Genomic DNA, 21,130 nt, shown 5'->3' with positions numbered 1-21,130 from the left:
GATCTCCATTGCTATTGCCACTCCTTGTTCCTCCTGTACACAAGCTCTTTCTCTTATTATACAGGATTTTTATTTTAGTGGCTCATTTTTTTATTATCATTTTGAGGCTAACTGGCTCAGTTTTATTTTAGCATACATAATAAGGTCGGTATTGGTGTGCGTGAGTATCTCCACAACATTCGCAACTTCCAGCTCATCAAAGGTCAGGTGACGCTCACTGCCTTCGCCCAGGCATTCTTCCATGAGCCTTTTCAGGAACGGGTTTGTATTCGGAATACACTTGATAGCTTCCTGCACATCGAAATCACCCTGCGTCTTATCCATACACCTTGCCGAGAACAAGCCGTAAACAACGGTCTGAGCGTACATATCGGCAAACTGCTGTTTTGTCATATCATGGATAAGGTTGTCCTTGAAGTCAGAAAACAGCTTGTGTACATAGCCCTCTTTGTTTTCAACAGCGTATATATCGAGGATACGGTCACGGATAGCCTGAGCCTCCGCCGCCAGTTTGACTGTAAGCGATGCAGAGTCCCTGATAACCTGATGATATGCCGTTACAAATGCAGACGACCACTGCAGATACCATGCTTCGGTATCTGCTTCGTTCTTTACCCATGATAAGTGACCGATTCGCTCCTCAAAATTGCGTATCTGCGTGAAATCTTCAACCGCAGGCGCACATGAGATCATCTTTATCTGCGGAAGTCCTGCGTCCTTGTCCTCGAAGTGAGCAATGCCGATGGTGCGGTTATTATCCGTCCCCCAGAAACAAAGGAACAGCAGGTCTTTCTGCGCCCATACAGCGTGATCTGCGGCGTTTCTTCTCTTTGGGATAAGTCCCGACAGTATCTTTCAGAGTGCCGACACTTCAAACTTGTTGCTGTCGAACTCTACGCAGAATATGCCCCATTTCTGCTCATCGCAGAGCGGCTGCAACTGCCGTAACGATGATATTTTTGCAAACGCTTCTTCTTTCAGCCCGATATCGGCAGCGTCAAAATCGTATGTAATATCGTCGATCTCATCAAAATCGTCAAGGTCGATATTCCAATTCAGTTCCTCGGTGAAGTATATGATAAGATCATCAATGCTTTTTATATTTCTGATATCCATAGCCTGTACCCCTTATAACATCTGAAGCCATGTGACCAGCTTGACTTTTTTGCCCATAGGCGCCTGTATCGCTTTCAGATATTTTTTCTTGATGTAGTTTTCTATCACTTTGCGTATCTCGGAGAACTGCTCCTCGTTTGCGTTAAAGGCTCTGCTCTCGTCACGCTCACATTTAACGGCATTCCATATCTCGTATATATCTTCCGTGACCTGCTTGGTCTCGGGATCAACAACATACCAGCGGTAAATGCCGTCACCGTCCGACCATGTGCCGTCGGCTCTCTTGGTAGGCAGTTCATAACAGAAGAAGTATCCTTTTCGGGTAGAAGCCACTTTACCGCTGTACATCTTCCTCGGCAGTTCCTTGACCTGTTCAAGATAGTCGGGATTATCCGCTAACAACTGCTGATATGCAAGGGCGATCTCCTCCTCTGCGGAAGTGCTGCCCTCATAATGTGAATTGAACTCTTTCAATGCTTCGTATTCATCATCGGGTGTGAGGAGCTTTTCGCCCTCTATACCGAATGTCTTGGAAATACGGAGCGTTTTCTTTGATACGGTCTTATACAGCGATAATAGCTGTTCCAACTCCTGCGGAGGCAGGAAGTTCCAATAATATGCATTATCACGGTCTGCGTTCAGTTCAGGGTGATCTGCAAGCAGGCGGGCTTCGGTATCGGCATCACGGCGGCGGTCGATACGACCTATCCTCTGCATAAGTCTTACGGGGTTCCAGTGCAGTTCGTAGTTGATAAGGCACGATGAATCCTGCAAGTTCAAGCCTTCTGCGAGAACATCGGTAGCTATGAGTATCTGTATCTCGTCTGTTACCTCAGCCGATGAACAGCCGTTATAATACGGGGCAAAACGCTGTATCATTTCATGTCGGTCTCCGGAAGTCTGACCGTCGATCTCAAACATATCTGTGAATCCTGCCTTTTGCAGTTCACGATAGATATACTGTGCTGTTGCCCTGTACTCGGTGAAGATGATGACTTTCTTGTTCTGAATGCGTGTATCTTCATGCAGGATACGCTTTAGCTCCCGTATCTTATCATCGTTTTCGGGCTTGAATTCCATCATATCTTCGATGAATTTGGAAAGCGTGTCCATATCCATCATGGTATCAACAAGCAGGGCGTTTATGTCAAAATCATTGACATCAAAGGTCTCCTGCGTATTCCATACATAATCGGGCAGGCTGTCCTCAATATCTTCAATAGAGGTCTGATTCAGAGCGGCATATTCTTCCGCATACCGCAGTATTTCTTCCTGCTCTGCCTGTTTACGCTCTACACGGCGCTTGCTGCTGGCATTAACGTCCTTATAGTCATTCAGGAACTTATTCAGGCGAATATAGATTTTGATACAAGTCTCCTTAAAGGCTTCGATAGAGCTTTCAAAGCGTTTCAGCAACAATATACGGATAAGGTTTACTACCTGCTGCTGACGACCTGTTACCATCTCGTCCATCTTGGACTTGTCCCCGATGAAATAATCATCGCTGTACGGTGAATATATAGCAAGGGACAGAATGGTTATCGTCCTTCAGTTCTTATCTTTACGGTCAAAGGATTCCTTGAAGTCTTTTATCAGCCTGCCGTATGATTTTTCAAGAGAGTAGTTCGCTACGGTAGGCGGCATTCTGTTGGAGAATAAAACGCTGTTGCCCTGTTCATTCAGCAGGCTGCGCTTGACATAAGCACGGCTTCGCTGTACAACAAGCTCGGTCACAAGTTTATCTGCACGGATAATATCTCCGGATATATCAAGAGAATCACTTATCGCAGTACCCGATACCTGATCGAGCTGCTTTTCCATCTTCTTGAAATGTCCTGCAAGGCTGTGTATGCCCAGCGGTGCGGAAGAAAAATAGTCCTCCTGCCTGTGCGTAAAAAGCTCGATAAGGTGCTGTAAGTCAAGGAAACTATTATTTATAGGTGTGGCTGTAAGCATAAACATCTGCTTTTTACAGCCAGCCTGCATCATGTCAAACAGCTTTCTGTATCTGTTAGAGGAGCGGTTGCGGAAATGATGAGCTTCATCTATGATAATGATCTCTGCCTGCTGTGCAATCTGATTCATAAGGTTCTGATTTTTATCAAGCAGCAGGTCAGTATGATTGATGATTTTGAACGGATAGAATCCTTCAAGTATCTCAGAAATAAGCCTTTTTATAGTTACTTCCCATACAGATACCCTTGCAGACGCAGGAACGATAAGCACGACATTCTTACGCTCCTTCTTTACGAAACGCTCTATCAGCATCATGCCGACAAAAGTTTTGCCCAGACCTACGCCGTCACAAAGAAAGGCGCCGGAGTAACGCTCTGCTATCTGAATAAGGCTGTTGTAGCCGTCCTTCTGATACTGCGACAGTCCTTTATATACGACCGATTCATTTTCTTCCCATTCGGATACGGTCTCTTCATGGCTCTTGAAATACTCATACATGGAGCGCAGATAAATATCATAAGGGCTGAACTCACGACAGTGCATCTCCATGACCTTCAATACAGCCTCGGTAATATCCGTGCCGTTCTGCCAATGCTCATCAAACCACTTCTGAAGCTGTTCGACTTCATCTTTTACCTGAACATTCAGCTCGATATTCTGAGTCAGTCCTGCCTTTGTAAAATTGCTCGAACCGACCAGTGCGTATCCCGAAGGAATATTCATAGCCGATATGAACTGATCTCTATATTCATCACGGAAATATGTGATATATGCCTTAGCGTGAAACTTATTGCTGTCATATACACGGCAATCGATCTTTCCGGCTTTCATAGCTTTGATGATAGCAGGGACGCCTATCAGGAACTCATTCTTTTCCTGCTCACGCTCCATACTGGTACGGAAACGCTCTATCATAGTCTGTGCGACTTCTTCGATAACATCTTTGGTGCGCTTAGTTACTTCGTTGCCGAGGATAATGCGTATTTTATCAAGTTTCTGCCAGTCTTCTCCTAAAGTAAGCAGACCGCCGATCTCAAAGTATCCTGTTGCGATGTCCATCTGCTTGGAAATCGAACACCATTCGGAAAGATAATTCTTGACCGAAGCCTTGTCGCTGCTGTTGTCAACTATATATAAAGTATCGTGTGCCATTACAATCCCCCTGACTGTTGCGTAATAGGGATCAGATGCTTTCAGCGGTGTATACCTTTATATTGCGGTGTTATACTATGTAGAGTATCGGGGAGATTTCTCAAAACAGATACATTCAGGATAAGACCCATAAAACAGCGTAAAACCGCAATTATTCAATTTTCAAGATACTGTTCTGACAACAATTTACAACTGCATACACATATTCATCAGCCTGCGTTCATAGGTGTGGTCGGGGTGAATATATCGGTTTAGTGTCAGGGTGACGTTGCTGTGACCGAGAACGGTAGACAGAGCCTTCACATTAAAGCCTTTCTCTGCGGAATTGGTCGCAAAAGTGTGGCGGAGCTTGTGATAATTATGATTACCAACATCGGCAGACCGCAGTATCTTCTTGTAACGATACTGCATAGTGCGAGGCTCGATTGGCTTATCCGTTCCCGATAAAATGAAATGATCAGCTTCATCTCGGAACATTTCAAAATACTTCATGAGCGTATCGGGGATAGCGATCTCTCTGAACGATGTCGCCGACTTCGGAGCGGAGATAACGACCTTTGTTTTTCTGTCGCCGTTAGAGGAGCTGATACGCTGAACCGTTCTCCTGATATACAGCGTCTTATGCTTAAAGTCCACATCTTCCCATTTCAAGCCACACAGTTCACCGATACGCAGTCCCATAAACAGCGACAGCAGGATACCGAAAGCAGTCAGCGACATATTCGCTTTCAGATACGAAACAAGCTTTTTCTGCTGTTCATCGCTGATTCTCTCTACCTGTTTCTTTTCGGCTTTTGGGAGAGTGACGTTTTCAGCGACAGCCTGAATCCGTATTCTTCCTGTGCATATTTCAGCATCGTTTTGAAAACAGTAAATATATCACGAACATAGCTTGCAGATAACCCGTCTGCGAGCTTTTTGTTTATGAAGGCATTTATCCTGCCTGTGGTCAGGTCTGCACACGGCACATCCCTGAATTCGGGGAGAATATGCTTTTCAAACTTGTTTTTGTAGTTGGCAAGTGTTGATTCCTTGACACGGTTAACCACGGCATTCAGCCATTCCACATACACATTGCTGACAGTAATATATCTGCCCGACAGAAAGCGAGACGCTATTTCATGCCCAATCAAAGCCTTGTTTTCTGCTTCTTCGTAGGTCTTTCCGTAGACATACTGATACTGAGCCTTGTGATCATCTCCGTATCCAGTGACGAACTTTCCCATGTATCGTCCGTCTTTACGCATTGTAATACAAATACCTGCATTTTCCATTCAGTAACCCTCCATACGCTCACAGATGAGCAATCTGCACATCTGCGTTGCCCCTGTTGTATACAAACTGCCAATTTTCGGCTCGATACTTGAAAATCCTCTAAAAATACTGTATAATTTCAATATGGGATAGTATGTCATTTAGCGGCGATACCTGCCATAATAGCGGATTTCGTTAAAGTATCTGTTTTGAGAAATTGGCTATTGTAATTATAGAATGGTACTGCGCCGAATCAATGTGATACGCGCGCCAGTATTGCGCTACTTGCGCGCCGAATATGTGAAAAAAGCTCTATACTATCTTGCAGAGAGCTTCATAAAAAGATAAGGCTCCCAGAACCACTCTGAGAGCCTTGTTTCATATTTATGGATAACAGAACGGAAACCATATCCGAAAGCCATTACAGACCATTTCCGTTCGCCTGAAAGCATAACGCCTGCACTGTCAGAAAATCTGCTCCGAATTAACGTCTACCTTAACAGCAAACCTGTTCTGAAAGTGCAGTTCTTCTACAATGATGACTGCCGTATTATCGGGAGCGTTCCTGAGCGAACCCACAAAGGTGATCGTACCGCCTTTGGAATAAAGAAAGCTCACGGCATTTGCATTGTCATCAAAGGCAAGACAGGTGAACGTGTCTGTCTCGACAGCATCAATGCCTTTCTGTTTAGGCTGGTCAACGGCGATACTGAATTTGCAGTATCGGAGGTCGTCCTTGGTGGTAACAGCAGGCTCAGTCAGAAGCCTGCCTGACATCATGATCTTGTTCAACATAGTCCACTCCTTTCAATCATCGTCCGAACACTCATCAAGCCCGTGCATAAGCTGAATATATACACATTCTGCTCGGTCATGCTCCTCGCCGTCCGTGGACATCATGAGTTCAAGAAAGTATGCCTTTGCTTCTTCATAATCGTCCCAGACCTCTTTCTTACCGTTGCATACGGTGGTGACTTCGTTTGTTCTTGACATCGCCAATTCAGGTGTTTTCAACATAGCTGTATACCTCCATAAGTTTTATTGTGAATCCATTATATCCGATAAAACTACCGGAGTCCAGCATATCGGAATGATTGTAATAATTCTTGTGAAAGGCGCAGCAAAATGTGGATTTTCCCCAGTGCATTGCGCTGTTACACAGATTGACTTTTTCGGGTATTTATGCTATGATATGCTTAACAAAGAGTGTGTCAGGAGGATACTATGATTGAAACAGAACGATTAAAGATTTATCCTGCCTCACAAGAGCAGATGAAGGAGTTTATCGAAACACAGACTGTTGGCAACTGTAAATTGGCATACAGTCAAATATTGAACGATGCTCTTAAACATTCAGAACAATGGGATAACTATACGATATGGATGATTGATCTCAAAAATAATGATCATATCGGGGAACTGTGTATCAACAGACTTTCTTCGGAAGGAATCCTTGAAATAGGTTGCGGTATTGATTCCTTCTATGACGAACAGGGATATGCGAATGAAGCAGTTGAAGCTTTTGCAGATTGGGTAGTTCATCAGGAACTTGCTGCAATACCAAACACTTTGACAAATGAACGATTTGAAGCTTTTAAGGAGATATTTGATAAGTGCAGGTATGTTTCAATAGGAGCGCACAGAGAATTAGTTTTTCGGTTCACATTTAAACTTAACAGCGAGGGTAATATCGAAAATGATCTGTCATCTTTGACGCTCTATGAAGTATTTAGAATACTGGAAGATAAATATGGCTACTATGATATCGAATGTGAGCTTGATGAATTTCATAAACACAACAAAGAAGATGAGCTGCTGAACTATTTCTATGATCGTTTGACTAATTTCAAAGTCAGTGACGAAAAAAAGATTTTATATGAAGCCCTTGATATGCCAGCTCAAGTAATGTTTATTGCACTCACTGACAAGTATGGTGACGGATGGAAGTTGCATAAGCTGTTAAAGCTCTACCCTGACGATGATCTTCCACAAGCACTTGATTCTCACTATGATTATCTTGATAGGGTAGGTGATTTATACTCTTATCTGAAAGGAATAGGGTATAATTTGGATGATATCTAATTAAAATCACTATATTATAGAATCAAGGCGCAGATAACCAACATCTGCGCCTTGATTTTATACCTTTATTTCCCCATTGCAGATGCTCGCATACACATCTTCCGGTATCATCGGCGAGCATATCTCCGTAAGCAGATCATCATCAATTTTTCCTGTCTCCGCATACTGCTTTCCTGCCTGCTTTACAAGCTCCAGTCTCGGCATAGTCACCTCTGCCGCTTCGGGAGCATTGAACATCGGACTTTCGGGAACGGTAATGATAGTATGATCATTCGGAAACATCAGCTTGAACTGCATCACCGCAGGCTCAAAGTTCTGCTTGCTGTTTGGAAATCCGCAGCCGCATATCATCATGTATTTTAGGTGTGAAAAGTCCGCCTGTCCGATGTGAACATACCTGTCGCCCTGCTTCTTCATCGTCATACTTGAAAGCGGCATTGTGCGGTCTGCAAAAGCCTTCATGGGCGCAGGCATTCCGTAGCAGTAAAGCGGATAGCTGAACAGCAAAAGATCGCTCTCCAGAACTTCGCCGAGAAGCTCTCTCATATCATCATTATGGATACACTCACCACCGTTGCGCTTGCAGATAAAACAGCCTGTGCAATATTCGATATGCTTGTCGATAATATTGACGATGTGAACCTCCTGTGGAGCGGCTTCTTTCATGCCGTCAAGGAACGCTCGTGTGATGTGCATAGTGTCGCTTTTCTCACGCTTGGGACTGCCGTTCAGAACAAGTATTTTCATAGTGATTTTTCTCCTTCCGTCTATCAGTTTTTCTTCTGATATTTTTATTATAAATCAGTGCGGAAGTCACGTCAATCCACGCTCCGTAGAGTGGTCTTTTCGATGCATTTTTCTCAGCTCAGATTCGGGGGATTGGGGGCATCCCTCAGCAAGCATTGTATGTCGTTTCTCACGAAACTTGTGGGAACGATATACCGTGCTTGCTGGATTGGTTTTTTCTCTCTTTTTTAGCATTCAGTTTTCAAGTTGTTTGTTTCATGATTCGGGGGCTTGGGGGAGCATCCCTCAGCAAGCAATGCGAGGCGTTATCACGGGTTTCCGTGGGAACGAATTGCCGTGCTTGCTGAGGTTGAATTATGCTCCTTTGTGGCATCTCTGTTTCCGAGCCATCAGGCTCGGTATTTTTGCTCACTTGTGGTTCAAGGGATAGCATAAGTTCTTGTATAATTTCTCAGTTGGGGTCATAGGGGCAAAGCTCCTGTCAAGCTATGTATCACAGCATTCAATTTTCCAAAATTGTAATGCGGGGATACCGAGCTTGCTGGAAAAGCTTTCGCTCTTGTGTAGAGAGGTCGCAGCTGAGACTTTTTCAGCGATATTTTTCTTTATATCAAGTGATATGTCGTTGACTTTTTCAAAACTATGCTATATAATAATTCTAACATCAAGCAAAAATGTCATGGCAGGGAGTGAGATCATGAGTTTAGGATACGGGGGTACTTGCAAAAAAGAACTTGAAGATGAGAATATGGTTATTTATTCCTATTCTTCTTATAATCTGAACGAAGAACAATTCAGAAATCCTGATAGGATCTATGACGGCACTATTACCATCAACAAGTCTTGTTTAATTGAACCTGAGATACATGAGAAGATGAAAAGAATGCCAAGCGGCAGAAAGAAACTTATTGTAAAACGAATTCTTAAAAACATTGATATTTCCGCAATGATAGAACAAGGACAATTACAGATTGAAAACAGTAAGAATACATGGAAGACACTTCAAGGCTTTGATTATATAGCTGTTAGTCTGTGCAGGATGATTTTTCATGATTATCAGTTAAATGGTGTTCTTCCTGATATTTGCAGTTATAACGTGTAATAAGACAGAACTAAGGAATTCATAAGAATATGGTTTTCAAACATCATTATATTTCTCAGCTCGGCAGCATAACCCTCACCAGTAACGGCGAATCAATCACCGGCTTATGGTTCGACGGACAGAAAAACTTCCCCCATAAGCTCATATCTGAAAGCACCAAAGCAAAGCTGCCGATATTCACGCAGACTATTAATTGGCTTGATACATATTTCAGCGGCAAAGTTCCAAACTTCACTCCACATATACATCTGAACACAACTCCGTTCCGCAAGGCGGTTTATGAGATACTGCTTTCGATACCATACGGGCAGACCATGACCTACGGCGAGATCGCAAATATCATCGCAGAGCAGAAAGGCATTGAGCGAATGTCAGCCCAGGCAGTTGGCGGCGCTGTTGGTCATAATCCCATTTTGATCATTGTCCCGTGTCACAGAGTAGTCGGAGCAGACGGCAGCCTGACTGGATACGAAGGAGGTCTTGATAAAAAGATCGAGCTGCTGAAACTGGAGAACGCATTATAAAAAACTATTCAAGCATCAAGTGTTATGAACTTGGTGCTTTTTTCATATTTCCAGTATAAATTGCACTGGGGAAAACTAAAATCCAACCCAAAGTTCATGCGCAATGAATCTGGACTTTTAGTATCAGTGCGCGCTATAATTGTTATAGTCGCAAAATACTCGGTCGGCTGAAAGGAAGAAATACCGACCTTGTGACTGCATAGAGGGTAAGATAGATAAAGCGATGCCCTCACCAATGCTTAGAGATATAAATGCAAAGGAAAGATCGCTATGAACAACAACACTACTGCCGTAGAAAAGGCAGAGACAACTTTTAACGCAACGTCCGAATACAAGATCGGGCATACTGTTTACACGGTGACCACCGTGTTCAACTCTGCTTCAAAGGAAAGCCTTTCGGAAATCATGAAAAGGCTTATCATCCGTGAGAGCGAAAAACTCCTCGGTGAATCCGGACAAGAACCTGAGAAGCAGGCTGTGTAACTTTGGAATATCGGCGCATTGAATCATTTTCCGATGCGCGCTATAATGATAACATAGCTTGCTGTATCTGTCGGAAAGAGAGGTTTATTATGACAGACAAGATCACAGCATTGTATTGTCGTCTGAGCCAGGACGATATGTTACAGGGTGAGAGCAACAGCATCACCAATCAGAAGGCAATCCTCAAAAAGTACGCCGATGAAAACGGCTTTGGTAATCCTGTCTATTATGTTGATGACGGTGTTTCAGGTACGACCTTCGACCGTGAAGGCTTCAAGGCTATGATGGCAGATGTAGAGGCTGGCAAGGTCGCAACAGTGATTACTAAGGATTTGAGCCGTTTAGGGCGTGACTATCTGAAAACAGGCGAATACATCGAGATTATATTCCCTGATTATGATGTCCGCTACATTGCGATCAATGACGGCGTGGATACATTCAAATCCGAGAACGAGCTGATGGCTTTCAAGAACATTTTTAATGACTGGTACGCAAGGGATACGTCGAAGAAGATCAGAGCCGTTTTCAAGGCGAAAGGTCAGTCAGGCAAGCATCTTTCCAATCCGATCTACGGGTATAAACGCTCGGAAACGGATAAAAACCTGTGGGTGATCGACGAAGATGCCGCAGAGGTAGTTCGGAAAATCTTCCGCCTTTGTATTGACGGATACGGTCCAGCGCAGATAGCACGCATTTTGACGGAAGAAGGAATCCCTACACCAACGGCTTACGCATTGTCGCAGGGAAGGGATAACGGTCATAAGAATGCCAACCTCAATCGCTGGGGAATGGAAACTATTTCGGGCATCCTTGAAAAGCCCGAATACGCAGGTCATACTGTGAATTTTCGTACTCATGTGAAATCTTACAAAAACAAGAAGCGTGTGGATAACCCGAAAGAGGACTGGCTTATCTTTGAGAATACCCATGAGCCTATCATCACGCAGCAGGAGTTTGACTTGGTGCAGGAGCTTCGCAAGAATAAACGCCGTCCGACAAAGCACGAAGAAGTTAATCCGTTTTCAGGCATCTGTTACTGTGCCGACTGCGGAAAGAAGTTGTATCTCTGCCGTGCGACAACCATGACTGCCGACCAGGAGCATTTGAAATGCGGTACCTATGCAAAAGACAAGAACGGTTGTACAATTCACTTTATCAGGACAATCGTGCTGAAAGAGATCATACTCGGTGAACTGAACAAGATGATTTCCTTCGTCAAAGAGAATGAGGACGAATTTATTCAGGCAGCTATGGACAACTCCGTTCAGAAGCAGTCCTCTGAGCTTACCAAGTCCAAGAAGAAATTGAAAGAAGCGGATAAGCGCATTGCAGAACTGGACAGGCTGTTCACAAGGCTCTATGAGGATAATGTTTCGGGGAAGATTTCCGATGAGCGTTTTGCTATGATGTCGGCAGGTTATGAGGACGAACAGAAGAAGTTGCGGATAAGTGTTGCCGAGCTGACCGCCTACATTGAAACAGCGGAGCAGAAGTCAGCCGATGTGAATGCCTTCATTCAGGCTGTACGGAAGTATGGGCATATCACGGAGCTTACCCCTGAGATCATGCAGGAGCTTATCGAGAAGATCGTCATTCACGCCCCTGATAAAAGCAGTGGTCATCGCACTCAGCAGATCGAGATTCATTATCGTTTTGACGTTGCCGTAGCTACTGCCGTTGCTGACAGTATGAAGTACGACAAAAAGAGAAAGGCTGCGTAACCGCTTGGTTACGCAACCTTATCTTCAAAGTAATAAAACTTCTTTATTAGTACCCGTCTATATGTTCCCGAGTTTTTTATTGACTATATATTGATATATGGATTTGATATGGATATATATATAATATAGAGGGAGTATGAGAGAAGTGTCAGTGAAGAACGTCTAATAAGTGAAGGCAATAAACAATGCTTTGCGTGTACATTGAGGTGTGTACCGCGAGGCGGTCTTTACCTTGAAGGAGGTATCATTATGAAAAATACTAAGTTATTGTCAGCTTTTCTTTCCCTTTCAATGGGAGTGACATCTTTGCCTTACATAAGTTCATACGCAAATGCTTTTGATATTCCTGTGATCCCGGGCAGTTTCAGTGTGAAAAGCGGCGATATCGAGGTAGTCCCGGGCGGTTCTGTAGATGTTGTGCTCTGGGTATCACAGATCGGCACGATGACATTCATACCTGATGATCCGAGTATCACTGTAGAGCCCGACTATATGAAAGAGCCGCAGCTTAAAAACAACGATTACAATACAATAACTATCAGATGTGCCGAGGGTGCAGCTGTAGGAAAAACTAATATCACTGTACGACACACCAATTACCTTTCGGGCGCAGTCAAAGAGGATACTATTGAGATCAACGTCGTTGAGCAGAAATCAGTTACCGCAATAGGCGCATCTTATCTGGCACTCAAGACAAACAGCTATTACAGACAGATAAAGGGCGATTGCATTACAGCAGACGGAAGATATGATGTTACATGGGATATAAGTGGGTATACAGACTATATCAGTGCGGCAGACATAAGCCTTCTTGTAGACAATTACGAGCCGTTCGATCTTGGCGTCAAGGATAAATTCGGCATGGCAGTCGAGGAGATATGGCTGGACGGTGTGAAGTATGAGGGCGATATTGCAGAAGCGCCTGTGTACCGTGCTTCAGACTACGGCTCGCACAATGGAAATATCCTGAATTCGGAAGTTCTGCTGAGGAAAGGGGATACAGCTGGATTCAGTGCGGCTGAGTCGGTGAGAGTGGTGTTCACTCTGAACGGACTTGCTTCGCCTTTGCTGGAAAATGGAGCTATCCGCGGTGATGTTAACAGTGACAATAGGGTGGATTCTGTTGACGCATCGAAGGTCTTAGCGCACTATGCTCTTGTTTCGACAGATCAGGAGGACGAGCTCAGCGCTGAGCAGCTTGCGGCAGCTGATATTGACATGGACGGAGAGGTCAACGCAAATGACGCATCGAAGATACTTGCATACTATTCAAATGTTTCCACATGATCTGACAGGAGAAATAAAAAGAGCGCACACTGTGCGCTCTTTTGCTGTTTATCAGTAGTAAAAGTCCTGCTGCCTTTTGTTGACTCGATATAATATGGTAAGTACAGATCCTAATATAAAGAAAAATATGCCATATACAGCAAATCCCTCATGTTCTTCAGCATCATCATTGATGTAGTAGCTGTTCGGGTTGTTGGGATCGTAGTGAATAGTCACTATTTCTCCCTTGGTAAATTCAGTAGTATATTTTGAAATAGATTCTATGGTAAATACATTGTCTGTTTCGACCGATATGTAAGCAATGGTAATTGTTTTGGTATAGTGTATTCTTTTACCATTGCTTATTCTCGTTTTATGCTCTGTCTTTTTATCAACTTGGGTGACAATACCGTTAACTTTGGCAGTGCATTTTTCTATTTTGGACAGTGCGTTTTCAGAACTCACAAAAGATATAATTAATACAAACGCAGAGATCGTAAAGGTTGCTACAATATGGTATATTTTTATCTTTGAAGCAAATCCGCCCCAAAAACTATTATCTTCCATTATTATTCTGATAGTCCTTTCAGTTTTGTGAGTATAACATTTGCAGCATCGAATTTGCTCATAAGTTCAAGCTCCTCATCGCCGTCCTTGGTTATCATGGTGATGATATTGGTGTCAGTACCGAAGCCCGAACCTGCCTTGCGGAGAGAGTTTGCACAAATCATGTCGCAGTTCTTCTTAGTGAGCTTCTTGCGTGAGTTCTCGATAACGTTATCGGTCTCCATTGAGAAGCCGCAGATAACCTGTCCTTCGCGGCGGTTCTCACCGATATATTTAAGGATATCGGTAGTGCGCTTCAAAGGTATGCTCATATCGTCATCGGACTTCTTTATCTTGCTGTCGGCAGTAGTTTCGGGAGTATAATCCGCAACAGCAGCAGCTTTTATGATGATATCAGTCTCGCTGAGGCGTTCCTTTACTGCATTGAACATATCCTCGGCAGACTGAACGGGAACAACATTCACGAACATTGGCGGCTCGACATCGGTATGAGCTGCTACCACAGTTACATCAGCACCGCGGAGCATTGCAGCTCTTGCAAGTGCGAAGCCCATTTTGCCGCTGGAATGGTTTGTGATAAAGCGAACGGGGTCAATGCTCTCACGGGTAGCGCCTGCGGTAACGAGTACACGTTTGCCTGCGAGGTCTTTCTCGAAAGCAGCCTCACGGACGATGTACTCCAGCAGGGTCTCCTCGTCGGGGAGCTTTCCATCGCCGATATCACGGTTAGCGAGCATACCGCGGACAGGCTCAACTATCTCGTAGCCGAATTTTTTCAGCTTTTCGATGTTGTCCTGAACGATAGGGTTGTGGAACATATTATGGTTCATGGCGGGAGCGATTATCTTCTTGCAGGTACACGCCATGACAGTTGTAGTGAGCATATCGTCCGCGATACCGTTTGCTATCTTGCCGATAACATTTGCGGAGGCAGGCGCTATCATGACAACATCTGCCTTTTTAGCGATAGATACGTGTTCAACGCTGTACTCGAAATTGCGGTCGAATGTGTCGATAAGGCACTTGTGCTGAGTAAGGGTCTCGAAAGTCAGCGGGTGAACGAAGTTAAGTGAATTCGGGGTCATTGCAACGTGAACATCTGCTCCCAGCTTTGTGAGCATACGTGCGAGGTTGCAGATCTTGTATACGGCAATAGAGCCGCTGACTCCGAGCAATACGGTTTTTCCTTTAAGCATGGCGAACTCCTCAGATGTGTAATTCATTAGCGCACTCCTCGCCCTTATGGCAGGCGATGAGATTGTTTACTGTTGTCTCAGCGATGTTGCTGAGAGCTTCTTCGGTGAGGAAAGCCTGGTGTGAAGTTACGATGACGTTGGGCATCGAGATAAGACGTGCGAGGGTATCATCAGCGATGATATGTCCCGAGAAATCCTGAAAGAACACGTCTGCTTCTTCTTCGTATACATCGAGGCAAGCAGCGCCTATTTTACGTGCCTTTATTCCTTCGAGCAGAGCTTCTGCGTCGATAAGAGCGCCTCTTGAAGTATTTATAATGACAACGCCCTTTTTGAGCTTTTCCACTGAATCAGCGTCTATCATATGATAGCTCTCGTCTGTGAGAGGGCAGTGGAATGAGATGATATCGCTGCGGCTGAAAAGCTCATCGAGCTCAACATATTTTATATCGCTGTCCTTTGCAGGGAATTTATCGTATGCAATGACGTTCATACCGAAGCCGCGGCATATATTGATGAATATTCTGCCGATCCTTCCTGTTCCCACAACGCCCACGGTCTTGCCGTGGAGGTCGAAACCGATGAGACCGTTCAGCGAGAAGTTGAAGTCCCTTGTGCGGATATATCCCTTGTGGATACGGCGTATAGATGTGAGAAGGAGTGCCATAGCGTGTTCGGCAACAGCGTAAGGGGAGTACGCGGGAACGCTTACGACCCTGAGTTTGCCCATTGCATAGTTGATATCCACGTTATTATAGCCTGCACAGCGCAGAGCCAGCACCTTTACACCAAGACCGCAAAGTTTGTCGATAACGGCTGCGTTGACGGTATCATTTACGAAAACGCAGGCAGCCTCACAGTCTTTTGCAAGCTCGGCGGTGTCCTCATTCAGCTTTGTCTCATAGAATTTGAAGCATATATCATTTTCCTTGCCGAATTTTTCAAAAGACGGCATATCATAAAGCTTAGTGTCGAAAAAAGCTACCTTCATGACGGAACATCCTCCTTTTTGAGCCTATGGCTCTCAGTCTTATTATGCGAAGAAATCCAGCAGATATCAGACTATTTTTGCGAATATTCCTGCCAGAGAAGCTATGTACGTCTTCTGGACGATTTCGGCAGGTATTACCTCACCATTTATCTCAAGATCCATAGTTGCGCAGGCATTGGCTACGAGAGTGACGTCATAGCCGTGATCCATGGCAGCACGGACTGTTGTATCGACGCACATATGTGTCATCATGCCGCATACTATGAGCTTTTCAACGCCAAGACTGCGCAGGCAGTCATTGAGCTCTGTGCCGAGAAAGCTGTTAGGGCAGTATTTAACGATAACTGTATCAGTTGGGAGCGGCTTTATGCGGTCTGAGATCTCACAGCCGTATGTACCCTCGTTGAAGAACTGGTCGTCGTCGGGATTTATATGTTTGACATAAATGATATGTCTTCCGATCTTGCGGCTCTCCTCAATAAGTTCAGCGATGTGTGCTTCGGCTTCACGAGCCTTATGAAGTTCGCAAGCGCCGCCTTCAAAGTAGTCGTTCTGTACGTCGATGATAATTAAAGCTTCTTTCATAATACATATCTCCATTTTTGCGCGATCTGATAACTTCCTTTTTTACAAATACCCTAAGTTATCAGATATAAAAAAGTTTTTTTTAAGTATACCACAATCAGTTATATATGTCAATCATTTTGCACATTGTCATTATAACGAAATCTAAGGTGAAAAGAGAATAAAAAATGTGACAGACTGCGAATTACAGGGAATGGTTAAAAGTCGGGAGAGTGAGTGTGCGACAGGCGTTTTTGTCCTTCCTTCCTATTATAATATATAAAAAGACAGACGAATTTGCTCGTCTGTCTTTTTGCGGATAGTATTCCGTTATGCCTGTGTGTAGATCTGACCGCCCTGAAGAGTCTTGCCCTTTGCTGCGAACATCTCAGAAATAGTTACGTTAGCGTATCCGTTCTGTGCGAGCCATGGGAGGACTTCTTCCATAGCAGCAGCAGTTGTTTCATAGTTCTCGTGGCAGAGTACGATCTTGCCTTCGAGCGAACCATTCTGAGCAGCCTGCTTGATGGTATTTACGATCTGATCCTTTGACGCATTATCCCAGTCCTTTGTGTCGATACCGCATGATATGAGCGGGATATCATAGAGCGCAGACTTTACCTGTCCGCCGCCGTCAAGGTAAGGAAGTCTCATAAGGTGTGAAGGTTCAGCACCGATGATGCTTCTGAGCTTGCTGTTGCACTGCTCCCACTCACTGCGTATCTGCTGTGAACCGAGCGAGCCAAGTGACTGGTGTGACTTTGTATGGTTAGCAACTTCCATACCGTTCTGATATGCGAACTGTACCTGCTCGTTTGAACGGATCCAGTCGCCTACATAGAAGAAAGTTGCGGACATATTATTCTTTATGAGCGCGTCCATTATCCTGTATGCAGGTGACTGTCTGCTTGTTGCACTTGCGCCGTCATCGAAGGAGATAGCAACGAGCTTCTTGCCGCTGTTGCTCTGACCGTTGTTAGCGGGCTGAGCATTATTGTTCCAGCCGTTATTCTGCTGCTGATTGTTCCACTGGTTGTTCTGCTGCGGCTGAGAGTTGTTGTTTCCGCCGCTGCCTTCGCTGATAGTGAGCTTTGTAACGTTAGCCTTGCCGCTGCTCTCCCAGCCTTCAACGTTGAGTGCAACTTCTGTGAGGTTGCCGATGTTCCAGCCTGCGTCTGCCCAAGCCTTGAAGTGGTCGGATACTGTGATAGTGCCTGATGTTCTCTTAGACTTGCGAACGCTGAAATACTGCTTGAAGGTACGTGTATCGCCGAGGATAGTAGGACCTGTATGGTCGAGTTGGAATATCTCGTATTCAGCTCCGTCGATAGTAACGGTCTTGCTGCCGCCCTGAGCTGATGGGCACCAGTTTACCCAGTCCTCGATGATGTAGTATTCTACAAGAGGATCCTTCATCCAGCCGTAAACGCAAAGACGAGAGTTGCCCTGTGAGCTTGCAGAATAGTCAGCTGCATAGTCCATTACGATAGGACCGTACTGAGTTGCTTTTTTGGAAGCGTCATAATTTCTGCCGCGGCGAGCGAGGAAGTTACCTGCATTGACCTGAGCACTCCATTCTGTGCTGAATGTTCCGCCGCTTCCGAGAGTCATTGAACCGCTTCCGCCTGTATTGTCAAGCCATATCTCGTAGCTGTAGCCGTCAACGTTATCATTAGCAAATCTGTTCTGACCGTTGCCGACGCTGAATGTCTGACCGCCTGATATAGGAGCAGAATTATTATTCTGCTGGTTGTTCCAGTTGTTGTTCTGCTGATTATTCCACTGGTTGTTCCAGTCATTGTTCTGCTGCGGCTGCTGGTTGTTATTGTTCCAGTTGTTGTTCTGCTGCTGGTTGTTCCAGTTATTCCATGCATCGCTCTGATTCCAGTTGTTCTGGTCAGGAAGATTCGGAATGAAGCCGAGGAGATAGCTCTGGAGTGAAGCAGCGTCACTGTTTGTTATACCGCCGCCCGGCTGATAAACGTCTGCGTTCCACATACCCTGCTCAGACAGCTGGTGATTGTTTGGATTAGCAAGCGACTGCATGATAGAAACTGTATCGCCCATGTCAACGGACTTATCATTGTTTGCGTCGCCCCATTTAGTTACGTTGTTTGTCCAGTCAAAATTCCAGTTGTTCCAGTCATTGTTCTGCTGCGGCTGCTGATTGTTCCACTGGTTGTTCCAGTCATTGTTCTGCTGCGGCTGCTGATTGTTCCACTGGTTGTTCCAGTCATTGTTCTGCTGCGGCTGCTGATTATTCCACTGGTTGTTCCAGTCGTTATTCTGCTGCGGCTGCTGATTATTCCACTGGTTGTTCCAGTCATTGTTCTGCTGCGGCTGCTGATTATTCCACTGGTTGTTCCAGTCATTGTTCTGCTGCGGCTGCTGATTATTCCACTGGTTGTTCCAGTCATTGTTCTGCTGCGGCTGCTGATTGTTCCACTGGTTGTTCCAGTCATTGTTCTGCTGCGGCTGCTGATTATTCCACTGGTTGTTCCAGTCATTGTTCTGCTGCGGCTGCTGATTATTCCACTGGTTGTTCCAGTCGTTATTCTGCTGCGGCTGCTGATTGTTATTATTTGAGTTGCCGCTGTTCTTGTATGTTACCCACTGATAACGTGCTGTGAGCGGAGTTTTTCCGTCATAGCGGTCGAGCCAGTCGTCAACATCTTTGCCGGGCCAAGCGTTCATCATGATCTTGCCTGCGGTCTTTGGGATATTTTCGGTAGCTGTGTAAACAGGCTTGCCGTCCACATACCATGTGATGTGGTCAGGCTGCCAGTCAAAGCCGTAGGTATGATAAGCCTCTGATGAATCGAAGCCGAGGTCATAGAGCTTCTCATGTTTGCCCTGTCCGTTGGTATAGTAATTGAACTGAACCTGATTTGTGTTCTTACCGAGTATCTCGATATCTATTTCGTCCCATGGATTTCCGTCGGATTCTCCTGTGTAGGTGAAGAACGAAGAAACAACGCCCTTATTCTTTATAGCCTGCATGGAGGTCTCGTAATATCCATAGTGGTAGAAGTCGTTTGATCTGTACTCAGCGCCTGCGTAGTTGTACTTGCCTGAGTAGTCCTTGTCTATTGAAAGTGTCAGCGCACCGTTCTGGAAGCCTGTCTGAGCTTTGTACCAGCCGCAGTCGAATGGATCTCCGTTTGTCCAGCCGTCTGAAGCGATAAAGTGCTTTGAAGAGCCGTTTCTGAAGTCATCTGACATGGTAGCAGAGCTGTCCATAGCAGTACCTTTATCCTGAGTGTTGGCAGGCTGCTGATTATTCCAGTTGTTCCAGTCGTTATTCTGCTGAGGCTGCTGATTATTCCAGCTGTTCCAGTCGTTGTTCTGCTGAGGCTGCTGATTATTCCAGTTGTTCCAGCCATTGTTCTGCTGAGGCAGCTCGTTAGTTGTTGAGCTTCCTCCTGTTGTAACTGTGATGCTCTTTACGTTTGCAGAGCCGTTTGATCTGAAGCCCTCGATGTTGAGGGAAACTTCGTAGAGAGAGCCTGACATATCAAGACCCTTTTCAGCCCATGCGTCAAAGTGCTTGGATACATCAACAGTGCCCTTCATATAGTTTGTCTGATTGTTAGCCGAGCCGCTTGTCTGGCGAATGCTCCAGTACTGCGGGAAGGTCTGCGAGCCATCTATAGACGGCTGATTATAGCGCGTTGTCTTAGCGATATCATATGTGTTTCCGTTGATGGTAACAGAACCCTTTCTTTCTCCCTCGTTTCCGGGTGGTCTCCAGTCGCCCCAGCCTTCAACGATATAGTACTCCACGAGCGGATTTCTTGTCCAGCCGTATACACACATATAGGAGTTGCCTCTTGGTGTATATTCAACGTCATAAGTCAGTGTGATGTTTCCGAAATCCTTGTAATTTTTCTTCTGGCTGTCGAAATTCTTGCCCATTCTTGCAAGGAAGTTCTCGATACCGCTCCATGAACAGGTGAAGTTGCCTGCACCGGGGTTCATTGATACTGTACCTTTGTAGTCCTGGTTCCACATCTCATAGTCGTAGCCGCCTATGTTGCCTGTAGTCCGCTGATCAGCGGCAGAAGCAACAAAAGGAATGCTTGACGCGATCATCAAAGCAGAAACAGTACCGCTGATGATCTTTTTGAGTTTTGTTAGCTTCACTTAGATCACTCCTTTGAGTTTTAGATATTAGTTGGTTAAGTAATCCGAAAGTGCTCGAGCTTGTTTCTCTTTCTGTACTAATTGTAATATATTAACAAAATAAAACACAAGTCAAAAATTGTTACTGACACGCTGGCTGACCAAATGTTGCGGCAGAGAACTACTGAAAAAATGGCTTGAAATAGCCTTTATCAACGCATTACCGTGCTTTGGGTGATCAGCAAGATTTAAGCTGAATAATAGGTAAATATTCTTTTTAAGTGCAG

Annotated in this window: 21 protein-coding genes; 6 read left to right on the top strand and 15 right to left on the bottom strand. The window is 44.9% G+C overall.

Translation table 11 applies throughout. The annotated features are described in order from the left end of the window. Positions 1–96: 96 nt before the first annotated feature. The 9 genes from K6G33_RS04825 to K6G33_RS04785 all read right to left on the bottom strand — a co-directional run bounded on the left by K6G33_RS04825 (position 97) and on the right by K6G33_RS04785 (position 6,495). On the bottom strand, positions 97–693 hold the full coding sequence (locus K6G33_RS04825; protein WP_296776858.1) for a hypothetical protein: 597 nt from the start codon (positions 691–693) through the stop codon (positions 97–99). Between the two features lie 162 nt (positions 694–855). Beyond that, the gene (locus K6G33_RS04820) at positions 856–1,116 is read right to left on the bottom strand and encodes a hypothetical protein (protein ID WP_296776855.1); all 261 of its coding nucleotides are present in this window, start codon (positions 1,114–1,116) and stop codon (positions 856–858) included. 12 nt (positions 1,117–1,128) lie between these two features. Beyond that, on the bottom strand, positions 1,129–2,589 hold the full coding sequence (locus K6G33_RS04815) for a C-terminal helicase domain-containing protein (RefSeq protein WP_296776852.1): 1,461 nt from the start codon (positions 2,587–2,589) through the stop codon (positions 1,129–1,131). Positions 2,590–2,664: 75 nt separating this feature from the next. Continuing rightward, positions 2,665–4,224 carry an SNF2-related protein gene (locus K6G33_RS04810; protein ID WP_296776850.1) on the bottom strand — a complete coding sequence of 520 codons (1,560 nt, stop codon included), beginning with the start codon at positions 4,222–4,224 and terminating at the stop codon, positions 2,665–2,667. Positions 4,225–4,410: 186 nt separating this feature from the next. Further along, on the bottom strand, positions 4,411–4,944 hold the full coding sequence (locus tag K6G33_RS04805; RefSeq protein ID WP_296776847.1) for a site-specific integrase: 534 nt from the start codon (positions 4,942–4,944) through the stop codon (positions 4,411–4,413). Positions 4,945–4,997: 53 nt separating this feature from the next. Next, the gene (locus K6G33_RS04800; RefSeq protein ID WP_296776844.1) at positions 4,998–5,498 is read right to left on the bottom strand and encodes an N-terminal phage integrase SAM-like domain-containing protein; all 501 of its coding nucleotides are present in this window, start codon (positions 5,496–5,498) and stop codon (positions 4,998–5,000) included. 297 nt (positions 5,499–5,795) lie between these two features. After that, positions 5,796–5,930 (bottom strand): hypothetical protein, encoded by a 135-nt coding sequence (locus tag K6G33_RS04795; RefSeq protein ID WP_296776842.1) that lies wholly within the window; start codon positions 5,928–5,930, stop codon positions 5,796–5,798. 13 nt (positions 5,931–5,943) lie between these two features. Then, positions 5,944–6,273: a single-stranded DNA-binding protein gene (locus K6G33_RS04790; protein ID WP_296776839.1), complete on the bottom strand. Its 330-nt coding sequence runs from the start codon at positions 6,271–6,273 to the stop codon at positions 5,944–5,946. Positions 6,274–6,285: 12 nt separating this feature from the next. Then, positions 6,286–6,495: a hypothetical protein gene (locus tag K6G33_RS04785; RefSeq protein WP_296776838.1), complete on the bottom strand. Its 210-nt coding sequence runs from the start codon at positions 6,493–6,495 to the stop codon at positions 6,286–6,288. 207 nt (positions 6,496–6,702) lie between these two features. Here K6G33_RS04785 and K6G33_RS04780 point away from each other — a divergent pair, with 207 nt between their 5' ends. Continuing rightward, complete coding sequence (locus K6G33_RS04780) at positions 6,703–7,560, top strand: GNAT family N-acetyltransferase (RefSeq protein ID WP_296776836.1); 858 nt, start codon at positions 6,703–6,705, stop codon at positions 7,558–7,560. Positions 7,561–7,617: 57 nt separating this feature from the next. Here K6G33_RS04780 and K6G33_RS04775 read toward each other — a convergent pair whose 3' ends face one another. After that, positions 7,618–8,307, bottom strand: a complete 690-nt coding sequence (locus tag K6G33_RS04775) for a flavodoxin family protein (protein ID WP_296776834.1) — start codon at positions 8,305–8,307, stop codon at positions 7,618–7,620. A gap of 697 nt (positions 8,308–9,004) precedes the next feature. Here K6G33_RS04775 and K6G33_RS04770 point away from each other — a divergent pair. From K6G33_RS04770 to K6G33_RS04750, 5 genes are all read left to right on the top strand, one after another. Beyond that, positions 9,005–9,409, top strand: coding sequence for a hypothetical protein (locus K6G33_RS04770; RefSeq protein ID WP_296776832.1), 405 nt, complete (start codon positions 9,005–9,007; stop codon positions 9,407–9,409). A 29-nt stretch (positions 9,410–9,438) separates the two neighbouring features. Beyond that, the gene (locus K6G33_RS04765; protein WP_296776830.1) at positions 9,439–9,933 is read left to right on the top strand and encodes a methylated-DNA--[protein]-cysteine S-methyltransferase; all 495 of its coding nucleotides are present in this window, start codon (positions 9,439–9,441) and stop codon (positions 9,931–9,933) included. 270 nt (positions 9,934–10,203) lie between these two features. Further along, entirely contained in the window at positions 10,204–10,416 is a 213-nt protein-coding gene (locus K6G33_RS04760; protein WP_296776827.1) for a hypothetical protein, read from the top strand. Between the two features lie 89 nt (positions 10,417–10,505). Beyond that, a complete protein-coding gene (locus K6G33_RS04755; RefSeq protein ID WP_296776824.1) occupies positions 10,506–12,137 on the top strand; it encodes a recombinase family protein in 1,632 nt (543 codons plus the stop codon). Positions 12,138–12,386: 249 nt separating this feature from the next. Further along, a complete protein-coding gene (locus tag K6G33_RS04750; protein ID WP_296776822.1) occupies positions 12,387–13,424 on the top strand; it encodes a dockerin type I domain-containing protein in 1,038 nt (345 codons plus the stop codon). 51 nt (positions 13,425–13,475) lie between these two features. On the opposite strand, the gene K6G33_RS04745 is transcribed toward K6G33_RS04750, so the two are convergent. The 5 genes from K6G33_RS04745 to K6G33_RS04725 all read right to left on the bottom strand — a co-directional run bounded on the left by K6G33_RS04745 (position 13,476) and on the right by K6G33_RS04725 (position 20,864). After that, positions 13,476–13,970, bottom strand: a complete 495-nt coding sequence (locus tag K6G33_RS04745) for a DUF3592 domain-containing protein (protein WP_296776820.1) — start codon at positions 13,968–13,970, stop codon at positions 13,476–13,478. A 2-nt stretch (positions 13,971–13,972) separates the two neighbouring features. Beyond that, the gene (gene coaBC / locus K6G33_RS04740) at positions 13,973–15,166 is read right to left on the bottom strand and encodes a bifunctional phosphopantothenoylcysteine decarboxylase/phosphopantothenate--cysteine ligase CoaBC (protein ID WP_296776860.1); all 1,194 of its coding nucleotides are present in this window, start codon (positions 15,164–15,166) and stop codon (positions 13,973–13,975) included. A gap of 10 nt (positions 15,167–15,176) precedes the next feature. Beyond that, complete coding sequence (locus tag K6G33_RS04735; RefSeq protein WP_296776819.1) at positions 15,177–16,157, bottom strand: 2-hydroxyacid dehydrogenase; 981 nt, start codon at positions 16,155–16,157, stop codon at positions 15,177–15,179. A 66-nt stretch (positions 16,158–16,223) separates the two neighbouring features. Further along, a complete protein-coding gene (locus K6G33_RS04730) occupies positions 16,224–16,742 on the bottom strand; it encodes a cysteine hydrolase family protein (protein ID WP_296776817.1) in 519 nt (172 codons plus the stop codon). Positions 16,743–17,051: 309 nt separating this feature from the next. Then, positions 17,052–20,864: a glycoside hydrolase family 11 protein gene (locus K6G33_RS04725; RefSeq protein WP_296776814.1), complete on the bottom strand. Its 3,813-nt coding sequence runs from the start codon at positions 20,862–20,864 to the stop codon at positions 17,052–17,054. Positions 20,865–21,130: the final 266 nt, after the last annotated feature.

Origin of the sequence: Ruminococcus sp., from assembly GCF_024691275.1 — a bacterium.
In the GTDB taxonomy this organism is placed as follows: Bacteria; Bacillota; Clostridia; order Oscillospirales; family Ruminococcaceae; genus Ruminococcus.
Note: the sequence above shows the minus strand (reverse complement) of the source record. Positions and strands in the feature narration are given on the sequence as shown.